Source organism: Flexivirga endophytica (assembly GCF_014640635.1).
Classification (GTDB): Bacteria; Actinomycetota; Actinomycetes; order Actinomycetales; family Dermatophilaceae; genus Flexivirga; species Flexivirga endophytica.
This window is the reverse complement of sequence record NZ_BMHI01000002.1, coordinates 213845-236390: the sequence shown is the minus strand read 5'-3', so window position 1 is coordinate 236390 and position 22546 is coordinate 213845. Positions and strand designations below refer to the sequence as shown.

Below are 22546 nucleotides of genomic sequence, written 5' to 3'. Positions count from 1 at the left end.
GGTGGTCGGAGTGTGCTGGGCGCGCCAAAGTTACCACCGAGTAATAGCCGTGGTGCGTCTGTCGTCAGTCGGTTCGCCCGGTGATGACAGCACCGATCTGCTCGAGCATCCAGTCCAGATCGCCCTCCTCGATGACCAGCGGCGGCGCGAGCCGGACCGTCGAGCCATGCGTCTCCTTCGCGAGGACCCCGCGGGCGGCGAGCCGCTCACACAGCTCGCGGCCGGACATCAGTGCCGGGTCGACGTCGACGCCGGCCCACAGTCCGCGAGCACGGACGGCAAGAACTCCTTGACCGATGAGCGCGCGCAAACCCTCGTCGAGCCGCTGCCCGAGCCGAGCTGCGCGTTGTTGGTACTCCCCCGTCGCCAGCAGGTCGACCACCGCGTGACCGACGGCGGCGGCGAGCGGGTTGCCGCCGAACGTCGAGCCATGGTTGCCGGGATGTATGACGTCGAGCACGTCGTGGTTTGCGACGATCGCCGACACGGGGACGATGCCGCCGCCGAGCGCCTTGCCGAGGATGTAGATGTCGGGCACGACCTCTTCCAGGTCGCAGGCGAACGTCGTGCCGGTGCGGCCGAGCCCGGACTGGATCTCGTCGGCGACGAACAGCACGCGGCGGCGCGTGGTGAGCTCCCGGACCTCGCGCAGGAAGCCTTCCGGAGGCACGATCACTCCGCCTTCGCCCTGGATCGGCTCCATCAGCACCGCAGCCGTGTTCTCGTCGATCGCAGCGTCGAGGGCGGCGAGGTCGCCATACGGGACCGAGCGGAACCCGGGTGTGAACGGGCCGAACCCGTCACGAGCACCCGGGTCGTCGGAGAACCCGACGATCGTGGTGGTCCGCCCGTGGAAATTCCCTTGTCCGACAACGATGTTCGCCTGATCGGCGGGGACGCCCTTGACGTCGTACGCCCACTTCCGGGAGACCTTGATGGCGGTCTCGACCGCTTCGGCGCCGGTGTTCATCGGCAGCACCATGTCCTTGCCGGCGAGCGTCGCCAGCGCCTCGCAGAACGGTCCGAGCTCGGCGTTGTGGAACGCACGGCTGGTCAGGGTGACCCGGTCCAGTTGGCCATGTGCGGTCGCGAGCAGCTCCGGGTGGCCGTGGCCGAAGTTGAGGGCGGAGTAGCCCGCCAGGCAGTCCAGGTAGCGCTTGCCGTCCAGGTCGGTGACCCAGGCCCCGGCCGCCTCTGCGACCACAACGGGCAGCGGATGGTAGTTGTGCGCGACATACGTCTCGTCGACCTCGATCGCCGCGGTGTTCTTCACATTCGCTGTCGTCATGCCTCCCAGCATGCCGGACGTGGGTCATCCTGGGGCGGCGTCCGACCCGATCCGGGGCCTCAGTGATGCGGCGAGGTTGACCCAGGTGTTCGTGACCTCCATGCCGAGGCCGGTGTAGAGACCGAGTGCACCGGTCCGGGAGTCGGTCGACAACTCGCAGCCGGTGGCGCCGCGGTCCAGCCCGATGGAGAACACGTCGGCGAGCAGTGCGCGCGCGAACCCCTGGCCGCGTGCATCGACGCGAACTGCGAGCCGGTCGACGAAGAGCGCACCGCTATTGGTGTCGATGATCGAAAACGCAGCGCCCACAACGCTTTCGCCATCCGCGGTGTCGCGACATACGACGCGCATGTGCCAGTCGGCGAAGCCGGGACGCTCATAGGTCTGTGCGGCGAAGTCTGCGTACGGGTCCTTCTCACGGTCGGACCACTCGAGAAAGGCGTCCTCGATGACGTCGTATGCCGCGTGCCGATCGTGCGCCGACGTGGCGTTCTTGATCCGGTGGCCTTCCGGTAGCTGGAGTTGCGGCAGGCGAACGTGCGCAGGCAGCCTCAGCGACCACGACGTCCAGCGCTCGGCAAACCCGAGCCCTCGCAGCAACTGCTCGCCCGTGGAGCCTTGCGGCACCGGCATTCCGACAATCTTCGCTCCGGCGGCGCCCGCGCGGGCGCAGACCCACCGGACCAGCGCGGTGCCCAAACCCCTTCCGCGATGGTCGGGTTCGACCGTCGCGTCATAGCGGTCGTGGCCCGGGTATTCGGCGTATGCCGCGAGCTCGCCCTCCGCAGTGAAGACCCCGACGGTGCTCGCGCCGACGTCGAAGGACGGCCGATGCCAGTCGCCCAGGATGTCGGCCTCTTCGATGGCCACCTCGCCCGTGTCGTGCAGTTGGGATGCCGCCATTGCAGCCGCGACATCGGCGGCGTCGGTGAGTTGGAGCGCTCGCACGTCCCAGCCCGGGAAGTGTTTCGGGTCCAACCCCAGCCCGGCGAAGTCGGCGCCGGCGGTGCGCTCTGTCGTCATACCGCTGATCTTGGCCGTTGGACGATGCTCACCGCAGCAGATTTTCCGCTCTGGTCGCGCCACCCACTTGCGGCTATATACCCAGTGGGGGTATACATTGAACGTACCCCTGGGGGGTATGCCGTTGCGATCACGACCCGCCGCAACTTCGACGACACTCCACCGAGAGGACGCACCATGTGCACTTCCTGCAACTGCGGCACCCAGACGACCGACACGATCGACACCACACCGCCGGTCTCGATCGACGCGACGTCATACACGGTCTCCGGTATGACGTGCGGGCATTGCGTGACCTCGGTGACCGAGGAGGTCGGCGCGATCGACGGCGTCCGCGACGTGCACGTCGACCTGGCCTCCGGGGTGCTGACGTTCACCTCCGACGAGCCAGTCGCACGCGACACGGTGGAAGCCGCGGTGCGTGAGGCCGGCTACGCGCTGGCATGAACACCCCCACCCGCCTCGGTGCGTATGGCGCCGGACTGTTGCTCCTGGCCGGCGGCGGCTACACCGTGGGTGGTCAGGTCGACACCGGATCACCGACGGCCACGCACCCGTCCCACTCCGCGCACTCCACCACCAAGCCCACGATGGACGACGGGATGAACATGACCGAACCCACGAGCCTGCCGCAAGGAGTTATCGCCAGCCGGCAGGGCTACACCCTGGACCTCGTCCCCGCCGTTCATCACGGCGGACAACAGCGCGTGACCTTCCGCATCCTCGGACCCGACGGTAAGCCGGTGACGGCATACCAGACCTCGCACGATAAGAAGCTGCACCTGATCGCGGTGCGGCGCGATTTCAGCGGTTTCCAGCACGTCCACCCCACCCTCGACACGGCGACCGGAAGGTGGTCGGTGCCGCTCGATCTCATGTCCGGCACGTGGCGCATCTACACGGACTTCGTGCCGACCGGCGGCAAGAACCTCACCCTCGCCAGCGACGTCACCGTGCCCGGCGACCCTGGCCGGCAGTCCATGCCGCAGCCACGCCGCACCGCGCAGGTCGACGGCTACACGGTCACCGCGACCGGCTCGTTGACGGCGGGTGAGCACTCGATGCTCGACTTCCGCGTCACCAAGGCGGGCAAGCCGGTCACCGACCTGCAGCCCCATCTGGGCGCGTACGGGCACCTGGTCGCACTGCGCGAAGGGGATTCGGCATACCTGCACGTGCACCCGGACGGCGAGCCCGGCGACGGCAGGACGAAGCCGGGCCCGGAGATCGGCTTCGGCGCGGAGGTGCCGAGCGCGTCGCGCTACCACCTCTTCCTCGACTTCCGGGTCGACGGCAAGGTGCACACCGCGCAGTTCACGCTCGACGCACGCGGCAGCACCGGGCACACACCGGGCGAGGACAATGGAACAGAAGGAGGCGACCATGAGTGAGCGAAGCGAGCGACCAGAAGGAGCAGAGCTCATGGCGGCACCCGAGGAACGAGGGGACCGGCATGAGCATGACCACTGACACGACCCAGCCGTCGACCAGTGGCACCGATGTCGAGCTGCTGCTCACCGGCATGACCTGTGCCTCGTGCGCCAACCGCATCGAGCGCAAGCTCAACAAGCTCGACGGTGTGACCGCCACGGTCAACTATGCCACCGAGAAGGCCAAGGTCACGTATGGCGAGACCGTCACCCCGGACGACCTGGTCGCCACCGTGGAGTCCGCCGGGTATGGCGCCAAGCTGCCCGAGCCACCGGAGGCGGATGACGCCGACCACCCGAACACCGAGGAAACTGCAGCGGATTCGGCTGTGCGCGATCTGCGCACCCGGCTGATCGTCTCCGCCATACTCTCCGTCCCGGTGGTCGCGATGGCGATGATCCCGGCCTTGCAGTTCGACAACTGGCAGTGGTTGTCGCTGACTCTCGCCGCGCCCGTCGTGGTCTGGGGCGCGCTGCCGTTCCACAAGGCGACCTGGGTCAACCTCAGGCACGGTGCCGCGACCATGGACACCCTGGTGTCACTGGGCACCGGCGCCGCGTTCGCCTGGTCGGTCTACGCGCTCTTCTGGGGCGATGCCGGCATGCCGGGCATGCGTCATCCCTTCGAGCTGACCATCGAGCGCACCGACGGCACGTCGAACATCTACTTCGAAGCCGCAGCCGGCGTCATCACCTTCATCCTGCTCGGCCGCTACCTGGAGCATCGCGCCAAGCGCAATGCCGGTGCCGCCCTGCGTGCGCTGCTCGACCTGGGCGCCCGGGACGTCGCTGTGTTGCGCGACGGCACCGAGCAACGGATCCCGGTGTCGCAGTTGGCCGTTGACGACCGCTTCGTCGTCCGGCCCGGCGAGAAGATCGCCACGGACGGCGTCGTCGAGGAGGGCCGGTCCGCAGTCGACGCGTCGATGCTGACCGGCGAATCCGTGCCCGTGGAAGTCTCCCCCGGCGACGCGGTCGTCGGTGCGACGGTCAACGCAGCCGGCCGGCTCGTCATACGCGCCACCCGCGTAGGCTCCGACACCCAACTGGCCCAGATGGCCAAGCTGGTCGAGGACGCCCAGACCGGGAAGGCGGCCGTCCAACGGCTCGCCGACCGGATCTCCGGCATCTTCGTGCCGACCGTGATCGCCGTCGCCGTAGCCGTTTTCGGCTTCTGGCTCGGCACCGGCGCCGGCGCGGCGGGCGCACTGACCGCGGCCGTCGCCGTGCTGATCGTGGCCTGTCCCTGTGCCCTCGGTCTCGCCACTCCGACCGCGCTGATGGTCGGCACCGGGCGAGGAGCCCAGCTCGGCATCCTCATCAAGGGACCGGAGGCGCTGGAGCAGACCCGCACCATCGACACGATCGTGCTGGACAAGACCGGCACCGTCACGACCGGTGCGATGACACTCGCCGACACCGCCGCCGCCGATGGCGAGGAGACCGCGCAGGTGTTGCGTATGGCGGGCTCCTTGGAGGACGCGTCCGAGCACCCGATCGCGCGCGCCATCGCCGACGCGGCCCGAGAAGCCGGCGAGCTCGGCACGGTCGAGGGCTTCGCCAACATCGAGGGACTCGGCGTGCAGGGCATCGTGGACGGGCACGCCGTTCTCGTGGGTCGTCCGCAACTGCTCGCACAGTGGTCGCAGCACCTCGACAATCACCTGCAGACGGCGTTCGACGACGCTCAGGACCGCGGGCAGACCGCGGTCGCTGTCGGCTGGGACGGTCGGGCACGGGCGGTGCTGGTCGTCGCCGATCGGGTGAAGGACACCTCCGCGGAGGCGATCACCCAGCTGCGCGGGCTCGGGCTGCGCCCGATCCTGCTGACCGGCGACAACGAACGTGTGGCGCGCACCGTGGCCGGACAGGTCGGCATCGATGCGGCGGACGTCTTCGCCGAGGTCCTGCCCGCCGACAAGGTCGACGTGGTCAAGCGGCTGCAGTCCGAAGGTCGCGTCGTCGCGATGGTCGGCGACGGCGTCAACGATGCAGCGGCTCTGGCACAGGCCGATCTGGGTCTGGCGATGGGCACCGGCACCGACGTCGCCATCGAGGCGAGCGACCTCACTCTGGTGCGCGGCGACCTGCGGGTGGCGGGTGACGCGATCCGGCTGTCGCGTCGCACGCTCGGCGTGATCAAGAGCAACCTTCTCTGGGCGTTCGGCTACAACGTGATCGCGATCCCGATCGCCGCGGCCGGCCTGCTCAACCCGATGCTTGCGGGTGCCGCCATGGCGTTCTCCTCGGTGTCGGTCGTCGCGAACAGCCTGCGGCTCAGGGGTTTTCGTTCGTCACTTGCCGAGTGAGACCACCGCGTCCCTCGTCTCGTATGGCGCTGCGCCATACGAGACGAGGGGGAGGGCGACGGCTCAGAGCGCGACGATCCCTTCGGCTCCGACAGCGTTCGGCACAGTGACCGAGCCGGTCCTCGTCAGCGCGCCGTCCGCCTGGACCCGGTAGGCGTCCACGATCCCCTGGGCGCCGGTCTGCGCATAGAGGTAACGGCCGTCGGACGACGCCGCCGCGTCGACGGTGCCCGGGTCGGTGGCGGTCACGCCGTGACTGGTCAGGGTGCCGCTGTATGACGTCGTGTAGCGCGACAGGTTCGCGCTGCCGGCGTTCGACGCGTAGACCTTGTTGCCGATCGTTGCGATCCAGCACGTGGCCGCTTGTCCGGTGGTGGCGGAGTCCAGTGCTGCTGCCCGTCCGCTGCGTGAAACCGCAAATGTGGCAACGCTGTTCGTTCCGGCTTCGCTGAGCACGAGGTGGCCGCTGGCGTCGAAGGAGAAGCCGAAGGGCACCTTCCCCGGCAAGGAGGTGACGACCGGGTGCGCCGATGGCCCGAAGAGTCCGATCGGGAACGCCTCGAGGGTGTTGCCGCCGTTCTTGGTCGAGACCAGCAGCGTGTGCCCGTCCGGCGTGAAGCCGATCTGGCCAGGCGTCGAGGTGAACTCATCGGCATGCCCCGGGGCGGAGGTGTTCAGATGCAGCTCGCGGTGCCAGACCGGGACGGGCAGCAGCCGGGCGCCGACACGCAGGTAGCCCGAGATCGAACCGCCGTCACGGGCGTTCAGCACGAAGACGAGATTGCCGTGCGCCGCGACACTGACCGGGAACCGCCCGCCCGTGGGGACGACCTGGCGACGTGCGAGGCGGTCACCAGAGACCCGGAACGACGTGAGGGTGTTGCTGCCCGCGTTGACGGCATACAGCGACCCGGACGATCGGTCGTAGGTGAGCGACCCCTGGCTGGCGAGGTGGTCGACGACCGAGCCGGACAGCACGCCGCCGACCCCTCCGGTGCGGTAGGACCCCGCCTGGGCCAGCCCACCGGAGGAGGTGCGGTCGTAGGCGACGATCGTGTTGCCGGCGAGATCGTCGTTCTGCACGAAAACGACTCCGCGGCTTGAGCTTTGGCCGTATGGCGCGCCGGTGTGGCCGGGTGTCGCGGTCGCCGGAGCGGCCGCGAGCACGCCGGTGACGGCGACGGTTCCGAAGGTGACCGCGAGCTTGGTGAGGGAGTTCATGACAGGTCCTTTTGCAGTCGGTGAACGAAGTGGTGACGCTGTCGTCTCGGGCGCGGGGATGATCCGTCGTGAGCGTCGACAACAGCTCCAGGAACAGTCGTACCGCCGGCCGGCTGCACCGCTTGTCGGGCTTACAGAACCGTTCGATTTCCGCGGGCGTCGTCTCCGCCCGCGAGGAATGCGAAGAACGCGAGCAGTGCGACGAGTTGGGCCACCGTCGTGAAGACGACGATCGCGGTGACCGACACGTCATACAGGGCACCGATCGCGGCGGATCCGGCGAGCCAGGCGACGCCGTACACCGCGGCGAAGATGCCGTAGCCGGAACCGCGCCGGCTCGGTGGGACGAGGTCGGCGACGGCGGCTTTCATGGTCGACTCGTGCACCCCCATCGCCGCACCCCAGACGAGGGCGCCGACCCACACCAGCGCTACGTCGGTGGAGAAGGACAACGCAGGCACGATCGCGGCCAGCATCGGCAGCACCACCAGTCCGCGGAGGCCGACGCGGTCGTAGATCCATCCGGATCCCAACGCGGCCACCGCGTCGACGCCCATGGCGGCCGCATAGATGATCGGGATCTCGTAGGTCGGCACGACGTGCCGCACCTGAAGGTGGAACGCCAGCACCGCGAACGTCGCATAGCCGAGCATCGTCAGCGCGGTGAAGGCGCTGTAGCCCCAGAAGCGAGCCGACAGCTGTGGCCGACCTCCTTGCTCCCCAACGTTTTTCGTTTCCTGGCCGTCGGCGGTCACCGTCTCGTACGCCTCCGGGTGCGGAGCACGCAGGCGGAGGACGGCGAGCACCACCAGGCTCGCAGCAGCCGGTATGGCGAGCACGGCGAAGCCGAGGCGGTATCCGGAGATGGCCACCATCGCGGCGACGACCAGTGGGCCGACGACGGCGCCGGCCTGGTCGAGCGCCTCCTGTATGGCGAAGGCCCGCCCACGGCCGATGCTGCTGCTGGCGGCGGCCAACATGGTGCCCTTGGCCGGACTCCTGACGGCCTTGCCGAAGCGTTCGCCGATGACCAGGATCACGACCTGCCAGAGCAGCTGCCCGACCGCGAGGAGCGGGACGGCGACCATCGTGATCGCGTAGCCGGCGATGGTGATCGGCCAGGGTCGTTGCGTCCGGTCGGTCAGGGGTCCGGACACCAGCCGGAAGAGCAGCGCCACGGCTTCCCCTGCTCCGGTGACGAGGCCGACGGCCGCGGCGCTCGCTCCGAAGGTGGCCAGGTAGGGCCCGACGACCGAACGCGCGCCCTCGTAGACGAAATCGCCCAGCCCGGCGACCACACCGAACCCGACGACGAAGCGCATCGGTGTCAGCTGGTTCGGGCCGGGCGTGCCGGCCGAGGCCGAGCCGTTCGCCGCACGTGTCACCCTTTCAGTGTTCACCGCTGCGCTGAGTGACTGGTGAACGTTCGATCCATCGCTTGTTCGCGGGCCCGCCAGTGCGATCAGGCCGTCGGGCCATCCCAGAGCGCTGACTGCGGCCGTCGATATCTACTCTGCAGAGGTGAAGAACTTGGTCAGCCCACCGACCGCCGAGCAGTGGCGTAGGGCCTCGCCGTTCGCCGCCATCGGCGCCGTGTGCATCGTGGGCGGCGGCCTCCTGGCGGCCGCGACCGCGCACGCACCCTCCGAGCACGCGACCTGGGCGGTCGCCTACCTCGTGCTGGTCTGCGGCATTGCGCAGATCGTGGTCGGCGTCGGCCAGGCGGCAGTGGTCCCGGCCGAGCGCGTGACGCGCACTCCATGGGCCGAGTTGTTGGCGTGGAACCTCGGCAACGCGGGCGTCATCGCCGGAACGGTCACCGACCAGCTGTGGCTCATGGTGCTGGGATCGGTGTTGCTCGCGATCTCCCTGGTGTTGTTCCTGTTCGCCGGCCGTGGAGCCGGACGGTCACTGCTGGTGATGGTTTACCGTGCCGTGCTCGCGATCGTGCTGGTCAGCATTCCCGTCGGCATCGCGCTGGCGATCGCGCGCGGTTGAGTGCGCCGCCTCATCGATCGAGGCTGATGGCTCCCCGCAGCGCGTCGAACGTCTCCCGCACCAGCCGGTAGTAGGCCCACTTCCCGCGCTGTTCACGGGTCACCAGGCCGGCGTCGACGAGCAGCTTCATGTGGTGGGACACGGTCGGCTGGCTCAGGCCCACCGGATCGGTCAGATCGCAGATGCACGCCTCGGCGTCGTCGGCCGCTGCGATGAGGGACACCAAACGCACCCGGGTCGGATCGCCCAGCGCCTTGAAGACCCGCGCCAGCTGCTGCGCCGACTCCTCGTCGAGCACGCCGCCCGTGAGTGGCGAACAGCACGAGGCGATCCCCGCGGAGGCGATCGGAAGCTGCGTCCTGGTGGTCATGGCAACTACTCTACGCTGATGCATTGACGAACGTCGATACGTGCGGCACGATGCTCATATCGAAGTTCTTCAATAGGTTCTTTCGCAGGAGGCAATGTCGTGACCGAACAGACCAATGAGCTCCAGGAGCAGGTCCGCTCCCGGTATGCCGCCGCGGCAACGGCCGTGACACGCGGCGACCGCGACGCCCTGGCAGTTGTTGATGCAGACCAATCCTGTTGCGCACCAAGTGAGAACAGCTCGTGCTGCGGTGGCACCGGTGAAGTCGACGACGCGTTCGGCGCGTCCCTCTACTCCTCGGACGAGCAGGGCGAACTGCCCGCCGAGGCCGTCGCCGCGTCCCTCGGCTGTGGCAACCCGATGATGGTTGCCGAGTTGCACGAAGGTGAGAAGGTGCTCGACCTCGGCTCGGGTGGTGGCATCGACGTGCTGCTGTCCGCGCGCCGCGTCGGGCCGACCGGGCACGCCTACGGCGTCGACATGACCGACGAGATGCTCGAGCTGGCCAACGCCAACAAGGCCAGGGCGGGAGTCACGAACGTGGACTTCCTCAAGGGCACCATCGAGGACGTTCCGCTGCCGGACGGCTCCGTCGACGTGGTCATCTCCAACTGCGTCATCAACCTGTCGACCGACAAGCCGGCCGTGCTGGCCGAGATGTTCCGCGTGCTCGCACCGGGAGGCCGCATCGGCGTCTCGGACGTCGTCGCCGAGGACCACCTGACACCGGCCGACCGTGCCGAGCGCGGGTCGTATGTCGGCTGCATCGCCGGCGCACTGTCCCGCTCCGAATACCTCGACGGCCTGGCGGCGGTCGGATTCGCCGACGCCGTAGTCGAATTCACCCACGAGGCCGCTCCGGGAATGCACTCCGCGCTCGTTCGCGCCGTCAAGCCGGTGCAGGGAGCCTGAGCGTGGCGGCCACCGACCTGCGCCATACATCCACATCCGCCGAGGAGGACAGCGCACCCGTGCTGGCGAAGCTGTCGATGCTCGACCGCTTCCTGCCCGTGTGGATCATCGCCGCCATGGTGCTGGGCATCGTGCTCGGCCGGGCGATCCCGTCCCTGGCGGGCCATCTGGATGCGGTGCAGGTCGGGTCGGTCAGCCTGCCGATCGCGATCGGCCTGCTGCTGATGATGTACCCGGTGCTGGCGAAGGTCCGCTACGACCGGCTGGACCGCGTCGCCGGTGACCGCCGCATGCTGGCGACATCGTTGGTCCTCAACTGGCTCATCGGCCCGGCGCTGATGTTCGCGCTGGCGTGGATCTTCCTACCCGACCTGCCCGCCTACCGGACCGGGCTGATCATCGTCGGGCTGGCGCGGTGCATCGCGATGGTGCTCATCTGGAACGACCTCGCCTGCGGTGACCGGCAGGCCGCCGCGGTGCTGGTCGCCATCAATGCGGTCTTCCAGATCCTTGCCTTCGGGGTCCTGGGTTGGTTCTACCTGCAGGTCCTGCCCGGCTGGCTCGGGTTGGACACCGTCGAGGCCGGCTTCTCCATCGGCACGATCGTGGTCTCCGTGCTGGTCTTCCTCGGCATACCGCTCGTCGCCGGTTTCCTCACCCGGACCTTCGGCGAGCGCGCCAAGGGCACCGACTGGTACGAGCAGCGGTTCCTGCCGAAGATCGGACCGGTGGCGCTCTACGGACTGCTCTTCACGATCGTCGTGCTCTTCGCCCTGCAGGGGCACACGATCACCACCCAACCGTGGAGCGTGGTCCGGATCGCCTTGCCGCTGTTGGGCTACTTCGCGCTGATGTTCGGCGTCAGCTTCGCCTGGGGACACCGTATGGGGCTCGGCTACGCCAAGACGGCGACCGTGGCGTTCACCGCCGCAGGCAACAACTTCGAGCTCGCGATCGCTGTGTGCATCGGCGTCTTCGGTGCGACGTCGGGGCAAGCTCTCGCCGGTGTCGTCGGCCCGCTCATCGAGGTTCCCGTCCTCGTCGCCCTGGTGTATGTCGCCCTCGCGATCCGGCGGCGCATCGCGCCGGCGACCAACACATCCGCCACCGCCCAGGAGGTCGCATGAGGCCGGCCGTTCTGTTCGTCTGCGTCCACAACGCCGGACGTTCCCAGATGGCAGCCGGCTGGCTGCGGCACCTCGCCGCGGACCGGATCGCGATCTACTCGGCCGGCACCGAGCCCGCCGATCAGCTCAACCCCGCCGCGATCACGGCGATGAGCGAGGTCGGGATCGACATCGCCACTGCCCGACCCCGGCTGCTCACAACGGATCTCGTCGAAGGTGTCGACGTCGTGGTCACCATGGGCTGCGGCGACACCTGCCCCTACTTCCCCGGCAAGCGCTACGTGGACTGGCCGCTCACCGACCCGGCCGGGCAACCGCTCGACGTCGTGCGGGAGGTACGCGACGAGATCCGCTCGTGTGTCGAGCATTTGATCGCTGAACTGCTCGAGCGCTGAGGCTCCACGCCGACGGCGAGGCGCGATGCCTCAGGCATGGGAGGTTCGGTCGTCATACGGTGCAGAGATGTGTCGGTGTTCCCCGGCTCGGTGATCGGGCAGCGGTGCGAGTTGCGGATCAACAGCGTCGTACACCTGAACTCCGAGCTGGAGCCGGACACGGTTGTCCCGATCGGTTGGATCGCCGCCGGTGGTCCGGCCAGGTGTCACCCGATGGCAGTGGCTCCGGCTGCGGTCCGGGCGGGTCCGGAAACGGTCCGGGCTCAGCCGGTGACGGTGGAGGGTCGGGCGGCTGCGGCTCCTGTGGGGTGGGCGGCTGCGGCGGCGCCGGTGCAGGCGTCGACGCAGCCGGCTCCGTTCGGTTGGTTCCGTAGTGCGTATCCATACCGTCCACCGTGCGCTGTTCGGCGGCGAATGTGAAGGGCAGCGCGTCGCGCCCAGGAGTGGTTCACCGCCCTCGAGACAGCCCGTGGTCGTCTCTGCGATCAGCGCGAGCCGGATCATCCTCACGAAGCGACGGCCGCGCCCGGTCAGCCCTGCGAGGCGGTGAGCACGGTGCGGAGTGCAGTCAGCCCACCGCGTATGTCGAGGCCCGGGTCCAGGAGGGCATGTAGCAACAGTCCGTCACCGACGGCGGCGAGCATGATTGCCACCCCTTCGGCGGAAAATGCCGGGGACAGCACTCCACGCGCTTGATCCGCCTGGACCAACGTCACCACCGCCTGCCGGTAGTCGGCCATCATCGCCTGCAGTCGCTCTCGCAGTCTGTCGTCCCGTTCCGCTTCACGCATCGCCTCGAACATCAACCGCGTGAGCACTGTGTTGTCCGCGAGTCCCTGCTCGAGTTCGACGGCAATGAAGTCGATCAGGTCGTCGATACCGCCGAGCGAGGCGAACTCCTCGAACGGCACCGCATTGCCGAACGCCGCCAGACACGCCTCGGTCAGCAATTCCTGCTTACCGCGGAAGTGGTAGCTGACTGCGCCGTGCGGCACCCCAGCCCGCTCTGCGACGGCGCGCGTCGTCACCCGGCCCCAGCCCAGCTCACCGATCAACTCTGCCGCCGCCGCGTTGAGCTTCTCGCGCGTTGCCTCGGACCCAGGGCCACGTCGGGAAGATTCAGGCATCACAATCCTTGTCCATTTGACTTGTCCATATGGACAAATGCTAGTTACAGTGATCCCCATGACCACTCGCAATGCCGATCTTGCCGTGCGTGCCCGCGGCCTGGCCAAGGCCTTCGGTGAGACGCGCGCCGTCGACGGAATCGATCTCGACATCCCGACAGGGAGCATTTGCGCCGTTCTGGGGCCGAACGGTGCAGGCAAGACGACCACCATCCGGATGCTCGCCACGCTGCTGCGCCCCGACGCGGGCACCGCCCTCGTGTTCGGACACGACGTGGCACACGATGCCCCCGCGGTGCGCCGACGCATCAGCCTGACCGGCCAGTTCGCGTCGGTCGACGAGGATCTGACCGCGCGGGAGAACCTCGTCATGATCGGCCGCCTCCACGGCTACTCCCCCGCGGCGGCGAAGACGCGCGCCGACGACCTGCTCGTGGGGTTCGAGCTCGACGCTGCCGCCGGGCGACTCGCGACTCAGCTCTCGGGCGGGATGCGGCGTCGTCTCGATATCGCCGCGAGCATCATCGTGCGACCTGAGCTTCTCTTCCTCGACGAGCCGACCACGGGACTGGATCCGCGCAGCCGGAGCCAGGTCTGGGACGTCGTGCGCCATATCGTCGCCAACGGGACGACGGTCCTGCTGACGACCCAGTACCTCGACGAAGCCGACCAGTTGGCGGACCGGATCGCGGTGATCAACCACGGCCGGGTCATCGCGTCGGGTACTCGCGAGGAGCTGAAGTCTGCTGTCGGCGCCGGTGGGATCCGACTGCGACTGGCAGATCCGTCTCAGCGCGACCGGGCCGAAGCCACGCTGACCGCCTCCCTGACGCCCCATGTCATGAAGGATGGCGATCCCGCCGCGCTGCGGGCACAGCTTCCGGCCGAGGACCTCGCAGCGTCAACCAATCTCGCCGTTCAGGTGCTCAACCAGCTTGCTCAGGAGGGCATCGCCGTGACCGACTTCACCTACGGTCAGCCCAGCCTCGACGAGGTCTTCTTCGCACTGACCGGCGAATCCACCGACCGATCGGAGGTGTCCGTATGACCGTCCTCGACGCCGAGGCTCCCGCACGACCGGCGGGCCCCGTCTCAGCCTCGCTCACCTACGCCCGGCGCTCCCTGCTGAAGATCAAGCACGTCCCCGAACAACTCGGCGACGTCATCGGCATCCCCATCCTCTTCACACTGCTGTTCACCTACCTGTTCGGCGGGGCGGTCTCCGGCTCCACGCACGACTACTTGCAGTACCTCCTGCCCGGCACGCTCGCCCTGGCGGTCGTGTTCGTGACCATCTACAGCGGCGTCACGCTCAATCGTGATCTCACCACCGGAGCGTTCGACCGCTTCCGATCCATGCCGAACTGGCGCCCGGCGCCGATCGTCGGTGCTCTGATCGGCGACGTCGGTCGCTACCTGCTCGCCGCCGGTCTCGTGCTCGGCCTCGGTTTCCTGATGGGCTATCGCGCGCACGGCGGCGTGCTCGGCGTGCTCTTCGCCGTCGGTCTGGTCGTCCTGTTCGCGTCAGCACTCTCCTGGGCCTGGACCACCCTCGGCCTGCTGCTGCGCACCCCCACAGCGGTGATGAACCTCGGCTTCGTGATCCTCTTTCCCGTGACCTTCGTCAGCAACGTTTTCGTCGCCCCCGACACGATGCCGGGGTGGCTGCGGAACGTCGCGGAGGCCAATCCGATCAGCCATCTGGTGACGGCCGCGCGAGACCTGATGGACGGTACGCCGGCAGGACACCAGGCCATTCTGGTGATCGGCACCGCCGCCGTGCTGATCGCCGTCTTCGCGCCGCTCACCACGCTGCTCTACCAACGCCGCGAATGACGCCCTCCGGCGCCGACGACTACTGCTTCGCTGTCGGCGAACGAACCGAGCCGACACCGATGAGTTTCGTGGGTGACGCGGGTCCTAGTTGGTGCCAGCATGTGATTTCTCCAGGAGGTGCACCATGCCAGTGACCAAGACCGCGCTCCGCGGGATCAGCCTCGTCTGTGTGACGACGCCCGACCAGGACAAGGCCGTGACGTTCTACGAATCGATCGGTTTCGAGAAGCGCACCGACGAGCCCTTCGGCGGTGGCTACCGGTGGATCGAGATGTACCCACCGGAGGGCGAGACAGGCATCGCGCTCGCGCCACCACCCGAGGGGTCGACGTTCGAGCCCGCGCAGACCGGCATCACGCTCACCACCGCCGACGTCGAGGCGGTGCACGCCGAGATGGTGGACAAGGGTGTCGACGTGGATGCGGAGGTCTCCCGGATGGGTGACCCCGTGCCGCCGATGTTCTGGTTCCGTGATCCGAGCGGACACAGCCTGATGGTGGTGGAACAACCTGAGTGAAAACCCTGACCAGGGCGTCGATTTCGCCGTTCTGGTCGAGTGTCACCGAGCTGAGCTCCACGCGCACTGCTACCGGATGCTCGGCTCGGTGTATGACGCCGACGACGCCGTCCAGGACACGCTGATCCGGCCCTGGCGCGGTGCCGCCGGACTGCGGGACGGCACCGCGGTGCACCGATGGCCGAATCCGTATGGATAGAGCCGTATCCGGACAGTTCGCTGCTTGGGAGATGTGTGACGTGGCGGCCTGCACCGCCCTGCTCACCGAGGACGCCAGCTTCGCGATGCCGCCGCTGTCGATCTGGTACGCACCGCGATTGATTGTGGAGACCTGGGCCCGCGAGTCGTCCCTGAGTGGCGAATGGCGTTGGAAGGTAACTCCTTCCAGCGCCAATGCGCAGCCCGCACTCGCGTTCTACGCCTGGGACGAGGCGACCGGGGCTCATCTGCCCTTCGCGCTCAACGTACTGACGCTGCGTGACGACCGGGTGTTCGATGTGACCGCCTTCATCGTCCGGTCGACCGATTCCCCGGATAACGAGTCGTACCAACGCTTTCCGCAGCAGCCGATGGATCAGCGCAGCCTGAGCGCGACCTACGGACGGTTCGGCCTACCCGACCGGCTCGACTGACGCCGCGGGGTGCGCCAGGTGTCGGGCGAAGAAGCGCGTGTCGACGCGCTCCATCGGCACGGTGAAGTGGCTACCCGGGAAGGCGTGCAACGTCTTGTCCTCCGAGGCGAATTCCTCGAAGAGAGCCAACCCCGACTCCCGGGTAATCTCCGGGTCGTCCAGCGGGAGCAGGAACTCCACCGGGATGGTCACGCTCCGCGCGGCGAGCGTGATTTCGTCATACACGAAGACGCCGCCGAAAATAGCTGCGGTGATGCGGGATTCGGCCACGACGAGCGGTATGCCGATGGCACTGGCCAGCGTCATACCGGAGTAGCCGACCGGCGCACTCCGGCCGATCTCCGGCAGTTGTTGGAGCGCGTCGATCGTCGCCCGCCATTCGGGCACCGCGCGCTCGGTGAGCGAGGCGTTGTATGCCGCGATGGTCGCGGCCATCGACCGACCGGCCGCTCGCTCGGCGAGCATCTCGTCGACCCAGCGCTGGTCCTCGGCGGACCGCGGCCGGTCTCCGTGTCCGGGGGCATCGATGGCTGCGACGGCGTGTCCGTCACGCAGCACGGCGTCCCGGGCTCGGGCGACCAGGCCGGTTGACCGCTTGTGCAGCCCGCCACCGTGACCCATCAGCACCAGCGGTGTGCCCGGTGACGCGTCCGCGGGTGACCAGAGCACACCGGGGACCTCGCCGATCGTGAAGTCGCGCTCGATGACCCCGTCAGTGGTGCGCTCTGCGGTGAAGAGTGAAGTGTTCATGGCGCTCATGGGCCGCACCTCCGTCTTGCCAGGTCACGAACCAGCGGAGCCTAGCAGCGCCGGGCTCGAGTTGCTGGTCATGAGTCAGGACGCTCACGCTCGGCGTCGTCCCAGCTCGCTCGCCCACCGACGAACGTCTTGACAACCGACCAGCCCGGATAGGCGTCCTACTGAGTGAGCACTCAGCGGAGGGGGCACATCATGAATATCGCGGGGAAGCGGCAACTGGTCCTGGGGGCGACATTCGCCATTGCCGCAGCAGGTATGGCGCTGGCGCCGGCCACACCGTCGCATGCGGCCACCCGGACCGCGACGACGCTGGCGAGCTGCCCGTCATACGCCGTCACCTACTACGGCAAGACCGGCAGCTGCGTGAAGCTGGCACAGCAATTGCTGATCAAACACGGCTACTCGGTGGGATCGTCGGGCGCCGACGGAGTCTTCGGCGCGGCGACCCTGAGCGCGGTCAAGCGCTTCCAGTCTGCGCGGCATCTCGACGCGACGGGTGTCGTCGACGACCTGACCTGGAAGGCCCTGCTCCGTTTCGGCGGGACCGGGTCCGCGTGCGTCACCAAGACCTACAACGAGATGACGGTGCCGCAGCGGTTGGGGCAACTGATCATGGTCGGTATGACGAGCGGCGGCCAGTCGACCGTCCACGGGCTCGTCTCCAATTACCACGTCGGCAACATCGTCTATCTCGGTGGCTGGAGCGGCGACGGGACAGTCGGCCGGACCTCGGACGGGTTGCAGCGGCTGACGAGCAACTCCGCCACCGACGGCGTGGCACAGCTCATCGGTGCCGACCAGGAGGGCGGCTACGTGCAGCAGCTCACCGGGGCCGGCTTCACCAAGCTTCCGACCGCGCTCACCCAGGGCACCTGGTCGTCGTCGCACCAGCAGAGCGTTGCGGCGACGGTCGGGCAACAACTGCGGGACGTCGGCGTCGGCGTCGACCTCGCGCCGGTCACCGACACGGTGCCGCAGTCCCTGGGCACGGGTAACGGTCCGATCGGCCACTACTACCGCGAATACGGATACACCCCGAGCGTCGTCTCGCGCGCAGTGACCAATGTCGTCCACGGCCTCAACTCGCGCGGCGCGATCGCGACCCTGAAGCACTTCCCCGGCATCGGTCGGATCGCCAACAACACGGACACCTCGAGCACCGGCATCACCGACAACACGATGACATCCACCGACGCCTACCTGACACCGTTCAAGTCGGGCATCAGCGCCGGCGCCGGCATGGTGATGGTCGGGCTGGCGTGGTACCCGAAGATCGACTCGGCCAACCAGGCACCGTTCTCGTCCAAGATCGTCACCACGATCCTGCGCGGCAACCTCGGCTTCCACGGCGTAGTGGTCAGTGATTCAATGAGCGCCGTTGCGGTGCAACACGTTCCGGTGGGCGACCGGGCCGTGCGGTTCATCGCAGCGGGCGGCGACATGGTGCTCACCGGCTCGCCCGGCGAAGTCCCGACGATGCTGTCCGCGATACGCGCACGCGTCCACGCCAGCTCGACCTTCGCGTGGCAGGTCAACCACGCCATACACCGGATCCTCACGCTGAAGGCGCAGCACGGCCTGCTCTTCTGCCGGTGAGCCGGGTCGCGACAGGTTGATCGGACGCATCTCGCCGACCGAAACATTTCGGGAGATCCTCCCGTCGGCGGCTCCCAAGTGACAGGCTGCGGCCATGAAGAGCACCATGCAGGAGACCCCACTTCTCATCTCCACCTTGCTGGAATTCGGCACCACCGCGTATGCCGACAGTGAGGTCATCACCTGGACCGAGGACGGCCCGCGTACGACGACGTATGGCGAGCTCGGCGAGATGTGCGCCCAATTGGCGCACGCGCTCCGTGGGCTGGGGATCGACGGCGACCAGCGGGTCGGGACGTTCATGTGGAACAACGCCGAGCACCTGGCGACATACCTCGCGGTGCCGTCGATGGGTGCGGTGCTGCACGCGCTCAACATCCGGCTCTTCCCCGAGCAACTGCTCTACGTGACCAACCACGGCGGCAGCGAGGTGGTCATCGTCGACGACACGCTCGCCGAGCCGTTCGGCAAGCTGTTGCCGCATCTGCGGAAGGTGCGCCACGTCATCGTCAACGGAGCTATCCCCGAGACGCTGCAGGCCACTCTCGCCGAGCACGCCGAGGTGCACGACTGGGCGACACTGCTGGCGGACCGACCCACGTCATACGAGTGGGTCTCGGACATGGACGAGAACGACGCCTCCTCGCTCTGCTACACCTCCGGCACGACCGGCAACCCCAAGGGGGTGGCCTATTCGCACCGGTCCAACTACCTGCATGCGCTCGCCGGGGCGGGCACCTTCCACTGGTCCGCTGCCGACCGGCTGCTCGTCGTCGTGCCGCTCTTCCACGCGAATGCGTGGGGATTCCCTTACATGGCAATGCTCTCCGGCTCTGGCCTGGTCATGCCGGGTCGCTACCTGCAGGCCGAGCCGTTGGCCACCATGATCAAGCAACTCAAGATCACCGGGGGCGCGGGCGTGCCGACGATCTGGGCCGACCTGTTGCGCTATCTCACCGAGCACGAAGGCGCCGACGCGTCGACGGTCCGCCGGCTCGTCGTCGGCGGGTCCGCGGCGCCGGAGTCGATGATGCGCCGCTACCAGGACGAACTCGGCATCGAGATCATCCATGCGTGGGGTATGACGGAGACGTCGCCGATGGGCTCTGTCGCCATACCTCCGCCCCGGCTGGACGAGGGCTCCGACGAATACTGGAGCGCCCGCGCGACGCAGGGCCGGCTGCTCGCCACCTTCGAGGGGCGCATCGTCGGACCGGACGGCGCGGTGCAGCCGACGGACGGCACCAGCGTCGGCGAGTTGGAGATCCGCGGGCCGTGGATCGCCGGCTCCTACCTCACCAATGAAGGGGACGCCCAGGCGGACATCGATGACCGCGCGTCACGCTTCAGCTCGGACGGCTGGTTCCGCACCGGCGACGTCGGCGCACTGACGGCCGACCGCTTCCTGCGGCTCACCGACCGCTCGAAGGACGTCATCAAATCGGGTGGGGAGTGGATCAGCTCGGTCGATCTGGAGAACAAGATCATGTCCCACCCCGACGTCGTCGAAGCCAGCGTGGTGAACATCCCCGACGAGAAGTGGGGCGAGCGACCCTTGGCCACCGTGGTCATCAAGGAGGGCTCGACCACGACTCCGGCCGATCTGCGAAAACATCTGGCGGACAACGTTGCTCACTGGCAGCTGCCTGAGCGCTGGGCGATCATCGACGAGGTGCCCAAGACCAGCGTCGGCAAGTTCGACAAGAAGCGGCTGCGCGAGCGGTATGCCGCCGGCGACCTGCAGGTGGAGCAGCCGAGCGACTGACGCGGCCCTCCCGTCGGGCGATAAGCCCTGGCAGCCGTGCCGTCGCCCCTGCCAGGGTGTCCTCCATGGACGAGATCGAGGTCGTCGTGGCGCACGCCGAGCGGGCGACCGTCCGGGTCGGCGACATCTTCCTGAAGATGGACGCCGATCAGTCACGCCTCGACAGGGAGATCGAGACGATGCGTATGGCGCCCGTCCCGACACCGCACATCTTGTGGCATCAGCCTCCGGTGCTCGCCCTGGCCGCGCTCGACGGTAGACCGCTCGGCCGGCTAGGCGAGCCGTCGACCGCATCGGCCGCGGCATGGGCGGCGGCGGGTGGCGCCATACGAGAACTGCACGATGCGACGCCACCATCCTGGCAGGGCGCGAGCGTCGACGGACTCGCTGCACGCCTGGACACCGAGTGCGCATGGTTGCTCGAAAATGCCGTCCTGCCAACCGATCTCGTCACCCGCAATCGCCGGATCGCCGAGACCGCGCTGCGGCCGTGGACCCCGGTCTTCATGCACGGCGATCTCCAGGTCGACCACGTCTTCGTCGAACAGATCACCGACGAGGTGACGGGCGTCCTCGACTGGTCCGAAGGCGCGCCCGGCGACGCGATGTACGACCTGGCAACGTTGGCCATCGGCCATCCGGAGCACCTCGACGACATCCTCGCCGGCTACGGCGCTGGTCATGGCGCCGATCATGGCGCCGATCATGGCGCCGACGTCGACCGCGGCGTTATCCGCGCGTGGTGGTCCTACCGCGGCCTCACGTCAGCGCGCTGGTTGCTCGAGCACGGCTTCGATCCCGACTCTCCTGGTTGCGAATTCGCGGTGTTGCGCGCGCAGATGTGAGGGCGGGTCCGCCGGGTGGCCGTTGGCGGGGTGGCGCTCAGCTGTCCTTGTCCCGCGCTCGCCGCCGCAAGCTGGGCTTGCCGATGCCGCCGGAGAGTTTGGTCGTCATCGTCCTGGCGCGATCAAAAGTCTCGTTACCGAGATTGCGGGCGGCGTCCAGTCCGTCCGCGCCAGACTCGAGCGCTTTGTGTCGCGCCTCGGTGGCGGCATCCAGCCAACGCCTGGCCTCCATCGACTCCCGAGCCTGCTCGATCCCGAGCCGACCGTGGAAGTCGACGACAGCGGTTGCCACCTCATTGGTCGACCTGACGACATCCCGCGAGGCGGTCGGGTGCATGAGGACCCTGGCGTTGGCAGCGCCGGCCGCAGCATCCATCCGGATCATTAAGCGCTCGGTGGTGCCGGAGATCCGCTCCACCCGGTTGAGCCGGGCAGCCCGCAGCGCGAGACGATAGCGATCCAGTTCGTCGGGCGAGGAATCGAGGACTCTATCGAGCTCGAGCACCGCGATCGCCTCTTGCAACTGATAGCAACGAGCCAATACCGCGAGCCAGTCCTGCACCGTGGATTGCGCTTCCTTGGTGGCGTCGGCGAGCTCACCGAATCGCTTCTCCCGCTCAAGCTTCTCAGCGACTGCGTCGAGCTGCCGCAAAGCGTATGCCTGGGTCCGTGCGATCGTCAGTGTCGTGGCCTGCGCCTTCGACCAGGTGACTTCTGAGACCCGGCCGACCTGGTCCCGAATGATCATTGCCTCCTCGATGACCAGGTCGACGCCGATCATGTCAGCGAGCACTGCATCCTTCTGCGCACGAAGGACGTCGTCGACCTTCTTGTCGATCGTCGCGAGATAGTCGGTGATTTCGTCCATCGTCTGCTGCATGGCGAGTTGCGCCATGATGCCGGCTGCCCCGGCCAACATGGCAGGATTGGTCAGCAGTGTGCCGGGGGCCTTCACGAACTCGACGAATCCCTTGACCTGACCGTTCTTTCCCTTCAGCACACCCGTGCTGTAGCCGCCCTTGCTCTCCCTCAAACCATGCTTGCGAACAAGCTTCGCGGACTCTTTCGTCAACTTGACCCAACGCCCCGAGTTTGCGGCGGCCTCGGAGCCCACGCTTGACACACCGCCGCCAACGCTGAGGATCCGGCTGAGTCGAGGTAGGCCCAGGTCCTTGGAAGAGAGTCCTTCCGCAGCGAGGAATCGATCGACAACCGCCGAATCGCCGATGACAGCCAAGCCGTCGCCGTCGCTGATCAACTGAATCTCGTCATCCATCGTTCGGTCTCCTGACGACTGGTTCGTGGTGCCTCACCGCTGACGGGGTATCGCAATGGCGCATGGGCGTGGTCTCGAAGTGTCTCAAGGCCGAAGGTGCTCCGCTCCCCGTTCGACGAA

At 67.8% G+C, this 22546-nt stretch carries 23 protein-coding genes; 15 read left to right on the top strand and 8 right to left on the bottom strand.

Going from position 1 to position 22546, the window contains the following annotated elements; translation table 11 throughout:
• Window positions 1-64: 64 nt before the first annotated feature.
• Together rocD and IEX71_RS06080 are read right to left on the bottom strand one after the other, a co-directional pair.
• Window positions 65-1288: an ornithine--oxo-acid transaminase gene (rocD, locus tag IEX71_RS06085; protein ID WP_188836099.1), complete on the bottom strand. Its 1224-nt coding sequence runs from the start codon at window positions 1286-1288 to the stop codon at window positions 65-67.
• 24 nt (window positions 1289-1312) lie between these two features.
• Complete coding sequence (locus IEX71_RS06080; protein ID WP_188836098.1) at window positions 1313-2311, bottom strand: GNAT family N-acetyltransferase; 999 nt, start codon at window positions 2309-2311, stop codon at window positions 1313-1315.
• A 177-nt stretch (window positions 2312-2488) separates the two neighbouring features.
• On the opposite strand from IEX71_RS06080, the gene IEX71_RS06075 reads away from it, so the two are divergent.
• The 3 genes from IEX71_RS06075 to IEX71_RS06065 all read left to right on the top strand — a co-directional run bounded on the left by IEX71_RS06075 (window position 2489) and on the right by IEX71_RS06065 (window position 6050).
• Complete coding sequence (locus IEX71_RS06075) at window positions 2489-2758, top strand: heavy-metal-associated domain-containing protein (RefSeq protein ID WP_188836097.1); 270 nt, start codon at window positions 2489-2491, stop codon at window positions 2756-2758.
• Window positions 2755-3702 carry a DUF8832 domain-containing protein gene (locus tag IEX71_RS06070; RefSeq protein ID WP_188836096.1) on the top strand — a complete coding sequence of 316 codons (948 nt, stop codon included), beginning with the start codon at window positions 2755-2757 and terminating at the stop codon, window positions 3700-3702. The genes IEX71_RS06075 and IEX71_RS06070 overlap by 4 nt, the downstream gene beginning before the upstream one ends.
• A gap of 62 nt (window positions 3703-3764) precedes the next feature.
• Window positions 3765-6050 carry a heavy metal translocating P-type ATPase gene (locus IEX71_RS06065; RefSeq protein ID WP_373284568.1) on the top strand — a complete coding sequence of 762 codons (2286 nt, stop codon included), beginning with the start codon at window positions 3765-3767 and terminating at the stop codon, window positions 6048-6050.
• A gap of 63 nt (window positions 6051-6113) precedes the next feature.
• Here IEX71_RS06065 and IEX71_RS06060 read toward each other — a convergent pair whose 3' ends face one another.
• Window positions 6114-7271, bottom strand: coding sequence for a lactonase family protein (locus IEX71_RS06060; RefSeq protein ID WP_188836095.1), 1158 nt, complete (start codon window positions 7269-7271; stop codon window positions 6114-6116).
• A gap of 131 nt (window positions 7272-7402) precedes the next feature.
• A complete protein-coding gene (locus IEX71_RS06055; RefSeq protein WP_229749514.1) occupies window positions 7403-8656 on the bottom strand; it encodes an MFS transporter in 1254 nt (417 codons plus the stop codon).
• 136 nt (window positions 8657-8792) lie between these two features.
• Between IEX71_RS06055 and IEX71_RS06050 the strand changes: the two genes are divergently transcribed.
• The gene (locus tag IEX71_RS06050) at window positions 8793-9269 is read left to right on the top strand and encodes a hypothetical protein (protein WP_188836094.1); all 477 of its coding nucleotides are present in this window, start codon (window positions 8793-8795) and stop codon (window positions 9267-9269) included.
• 10 nt (window positions 9270-9279) lie between these two features.
• Here the strand turns inward: IEX71_RS06050 and IEX71_RS06045 are convergent, their stop codons facing one another.
• Window positions 9280-9639 (bottom strand): ArsR/SmtB family transcription factor, encoded by a 360-nt coding sequence (locus IEX71_RS06045; protein WP_188836093.1) that lies wholly within the window; start codon window positions 9637-9639, stop codon window positions 9280-9282.
• 99 nt (window positions 9640-9738) lie between these two features.
• On the opposite strand from IEX71_RS06045, the gene arsM reads away from it, so the two are divergent.
• The 3 genes from arsM (at window position 9739) to IEX71_RS06030 (ending at window position 12073) form a co-directional block, all read left to right on the top strand.
• The gene (arsM, locus tag IEX71_RS06040) at window positions 9739-10551 is read left to right on the top strand and encodes an arsenite methyltransferase (RefSeq protein ID WP_188836092.1); all 813 of its coding nucleotides are present in this window, start codon (window positions 9739-9741) and stop codon (window positions 10549-10551) included.
• Between the two features lie 77 nt (window positions 10552-10628).
• Window positions 10629-11678 carry an ACR3 family arsenite efflux transporter gene (gene arsB, locus IEX71_RS06035; RefSeq protein WP_308420965.1) on the top strand — a complete coding sequence of 350 codons (1050 nt, stop codon included), beginning with the start codon at window positions 10629-10631 and terminating at the stop codon, window positions 11676-11678.
• Window positions 11675-12073, top strand: coding sequence for an arsenate reductase ArsC (locus IEX71_RS06030; RefSeq protein WP_188836091.1), 399 nt, complete (start codon window positions 11675-11677; stop codon window positions 12071-12073). The genes arsB and IEX71_RS06030 overlap by 4 nt, the downstream gene beginning before the upstream one ends.
• A gap of 530 nt (window positions 12074-12603) precedes the next feature.
• Here IEX71_RS06030 and IEX71_RS06025 read toward each other — a convergent pair.
• Complete coding sequence (locus IEX71_RS06025) at window positions 12604-13200, bottom strand: TetR/AcrR family transcriptional regulator (protein WP_188836090.1); 597 nt, start codon at window positions 13198-13200, stop codon at window positions 12604-12606.
• Between the two features lie 58 nt (window positions 13201-13258).
• Here IEX71_RS06025 and IEX71_RS06020 point away from each other — a divergent pair, with 58 nt between their 5' ends.
• The 5 genes from IEX71_RS06020 to IEX71_RS06000 all read left to right on the top strand — a co-directional run bounded on the left by IEX71_RS06020 (window position 13259) and on the right by IEX71_RS06000 (window position 16185).
• A complete protein-coding gene (locus tag IEX71_RS06020) occupies window positions 13259-14248 on the top strand; it encodes an ATP-binding cassette domain-containing protein (protein WP_188836089.1) in 990 nt (329 codons plus the stop codon).
• Window positions 14245-15036: an ABC transporter permease gene (locus IEX71_RS06015; RefSeq protein WP_188836088.1), complete on the top strand. Its 792-nt coding sequence runs from the start codon at window positions 14245-14247 to the stop codon at window positions 15034-15036. Before IEX71_RS06020 ends, IEX71_RS06015 begins: the two co-directional genes overlap by 4 nt.
• 124 nt (window positions 15037-15160) lie before the next feature.
• Window positions 15161-15553 carry a VOC family protein gene (locus tag IEX71_RS06010; RefSeq protein WP_188836087.1) on the top strand — a complete coding sequence of 131 codons (393 nt, stop codon included), beginning with the start codon at window positions 15161-15163 and terminating at the stop codon, window positions 15551-15553.
• Entirely contained in the window at window positions 15546-15752 is a 207-nt protein-coding gene (locus IEX71_RS22805; protein WP_188836550.1) for a sigma factor, read from the top strand. Before IEX71_RS06010 ends, IEX71_RS22805 begins: the two co-directional genes overlap by 8 nt.
• A 40-nt stretch (window positions 15753-15792) precedes the next feature.
• A complete protein-coding gene (locus tag IEX71_RS06000; RefSeq protein WP_188836086.1) occupies window positions 15793-16185 on the top strand; it encodes a sigma-70 family RNA polymerase sigma factor family protein in 393 nt (130 codons plus the stop codon).
• Here the strand turns inward: IEX71_RS06000 and IEX71_RS05995 are convergent.
• Window positions 16165-16944: an alpha/beta hydrolase family protein gene (locus tag IEX71_RS05995; RefSeq protein WP_229749512.1), complete on the bottom strand. Its 780-nt coding sequence runs from the start codon at window positions 16942-16944 to the stop codon at window positions 16165-16167. The genes IEX71_RS06000 and IEX71_RS05995 overlap by 21 nt on opposite strands.
• A gap of 192 nt (window positions 16945-17136) precedes the next feature.
• Here IEX71_RS05995 and IEX71_RS05990 point away from each other — a divergent pair, with 192 nt between their 5' ends.
• The 3 genes from IEX71_RS05990 (at window position 17137) to IEX71_RS05980 (ending at window position 21150) form a co-directional block, all read left to right on the top strand.
• The gene (locus IEX71_RS05990) at window positions 17137-18540 is read left to right on the top strand and encodes a glycoside hydrolase family 3 N-terminal domain-containing protein (RefSeq protein WP_188836085.1); all 1404 of its coding nucleotides are present in this window, start codon (window positions 17137-17139) and stop codon (window positions 18538-18540) included.
• A gap of 94 nt (window positions 18541-18634) precedes the next feature.
• Entirely contained in the window at window positions 18635-20305 is a 1671-nt protein-coding gene (locus IEX71_RS05985; protein ID WP_188836084.1) for a long-chain fatty acid--CoA ligase, read from the top strand.
• 65 nt (window positions 20306-20370) lie between these two features.
• The gene (locus tag IEX71_RS05980; RefSeq protein WP_188836083.1) at window positions 20371-21150 is read left to right on the top strand and encodes a phosphotransferase family protein; all 780 of its coding nucleotides are present in this window, start codon (window positions 20371-20373) and stop codon (window positions 21148-21150) included.
• A gap of 37 nt (window positions 21151-21187) precedes the next feature.
• Here IEX71_RS05980 and IEX71_RS05975 read toward each other — a convergent pair whose 3' ends face one another.
• Window positions 21188-22426: a hypothetical protein gene (locus tag IEX71_RS05975; RefSeq protein WP_188836082.1), complete on the bottom strand. Its 1239-nt coding sequence runs from the start codon at window positions 22424-22426 to the stop codon at window positions 21188-21190.
• Window positions 22427-22546 lie beyond the last annotated feature (120 nt).

What these genes read in the sequence shown, in the direction of transcription:
- rocD (WP_188836099.1), bottom strand. Translation starts at nt 1,288, where the DNA reads ATGACGACAGCGAATGTGAAGAACACCGCGGCGATCGAGGTCGACGAG.
- IEX71_RS06080 (WP_188836098.1), bottom strand. Translation starts at nt 2,311, where the DNA reads ATGACGACAGAGCGCACCGCCGGCGCCGACTTCGCCGGGCTGGGGTTG.
- IEX71_RS06075 (WP_188836097.1), top strand. Translation starts at nt 2,489, where the DNA reads ATGTGCACTTCCTGCAACTGCGGCACCCAGACGACCGACACGATCGAC.
- IEX71_RS06070 (WP_188836096.1), top strand. Translation starts at nt 2,755, where the DNA reads ATGAACACCCCCACCCGCCTCGGTGCGTATGGCGCCGGACTGTTGCTC.
- IEX71_RS06065 (WP_373284568.1), top strand. Translation starts at nt 3,765, where the DNA reads ATGAGCATGACCACTGACACGACCCAGCCGTCGACCAGTGGCACCGAT.
- IEX71_RS06060 (WP_188836095.1), bottom strand. Translation starts at nt 7,271, where the DNA reads ATGAACTCCCTCACCAAGCTCGCGGTCACCTTCGGAACCGTCGCCGTC.
- IEX71_RS06045 (WP_188836093.1), bottom strand. Translation starts at nt 9,639, where the DNA reads ATGACCACCAGGACGCAGCTTCCGATCGCCTCCGCGGGGATCGCCTCG.
- arsB (WP_308420965.1), top strand. Translation starts at nt 10,629, where the DNA reads ATGCTCGACCGCTTCCTGCCCGTGTGGATCATCGCCGCCATGGTGCTG.
- IEX71_RS06030 (WP_188836091.1), top strand. Translation starts at nt 11,675, where the DNA reads ATGAGGCCGGCCGTTCTGTTCGTCTGCGTCCACAACGCCGGACGTTCC.
- IEX71_RS06025 (WP_188836090.1), bottom strand. Translation starts at nt 13,200, where the DNA reads ATGCCTGAATCTTCCCGACGTGGCCCTGGGTCCGAGGCAACGCGCGAG.
- IEX71_RS06020 (WP_188836089.1), top strand. Translation starts at nt 13,259, where the DNA reads ATGACCACTCGCAATGCCGATCTTGCCGTGCGTGCCCGCGGCCTGGCC.
- IEX71_RS06015 (WP_188836088.1), top strand. Translation starts at nt 14,245, where the DNA reads ATGACCGTCCTCGACGCCGAGGCTCCCGCACGACCGGCGGGCCCCGTC.
- IEX71_RS06010 (WP_188836087.1), top strand. Translation starts at nt 15,161, where the DNA reads ATGCCAGTGACCAAGACCGCGCTCCGCGGGATCAGCCTCGTCTGTGTG.
- IEX71_RS05995 (WP_229749512.1), bottom strand. Translation starts at nt 16,944, where the DNA reads ATGAGCGCCATGAACACTTCACTCTTCACCGCAGAGCGCACCACTGAC.
- IEX71_RS05990 (WP_188836085.1), top strand. Translation starts at nt 17,137, where the DNA reads ATGAATATCGCGGGGAAGCGGCAACTGGTCCTGGGGGCGACATTCGCC.
- IEX71_RS05985 (WP_188836084.1), top strand. Translation starts at nt 18,635, where the DNA reads ATGAAGAGCACCATGCAGGAGACCCCACTTCTCATCTCCACCTTGCTG.
- IEX71_RS05980 (WP_188836083.1), top strand. Translation starts at nt 20,371, where the DNA reads ATGGACGAGATCGAGGTCGTCGTGGCGCACGCCGAGCGGGCGACCGTC.
- IEX71_RS05975 (WP_188836082.1), bottom strand. Translation starts at nt 22,426, where the DNA reads ATGGATGACGAGATTCAGTTGATCAGCGACGGCGACGGCTTGGCTGTC.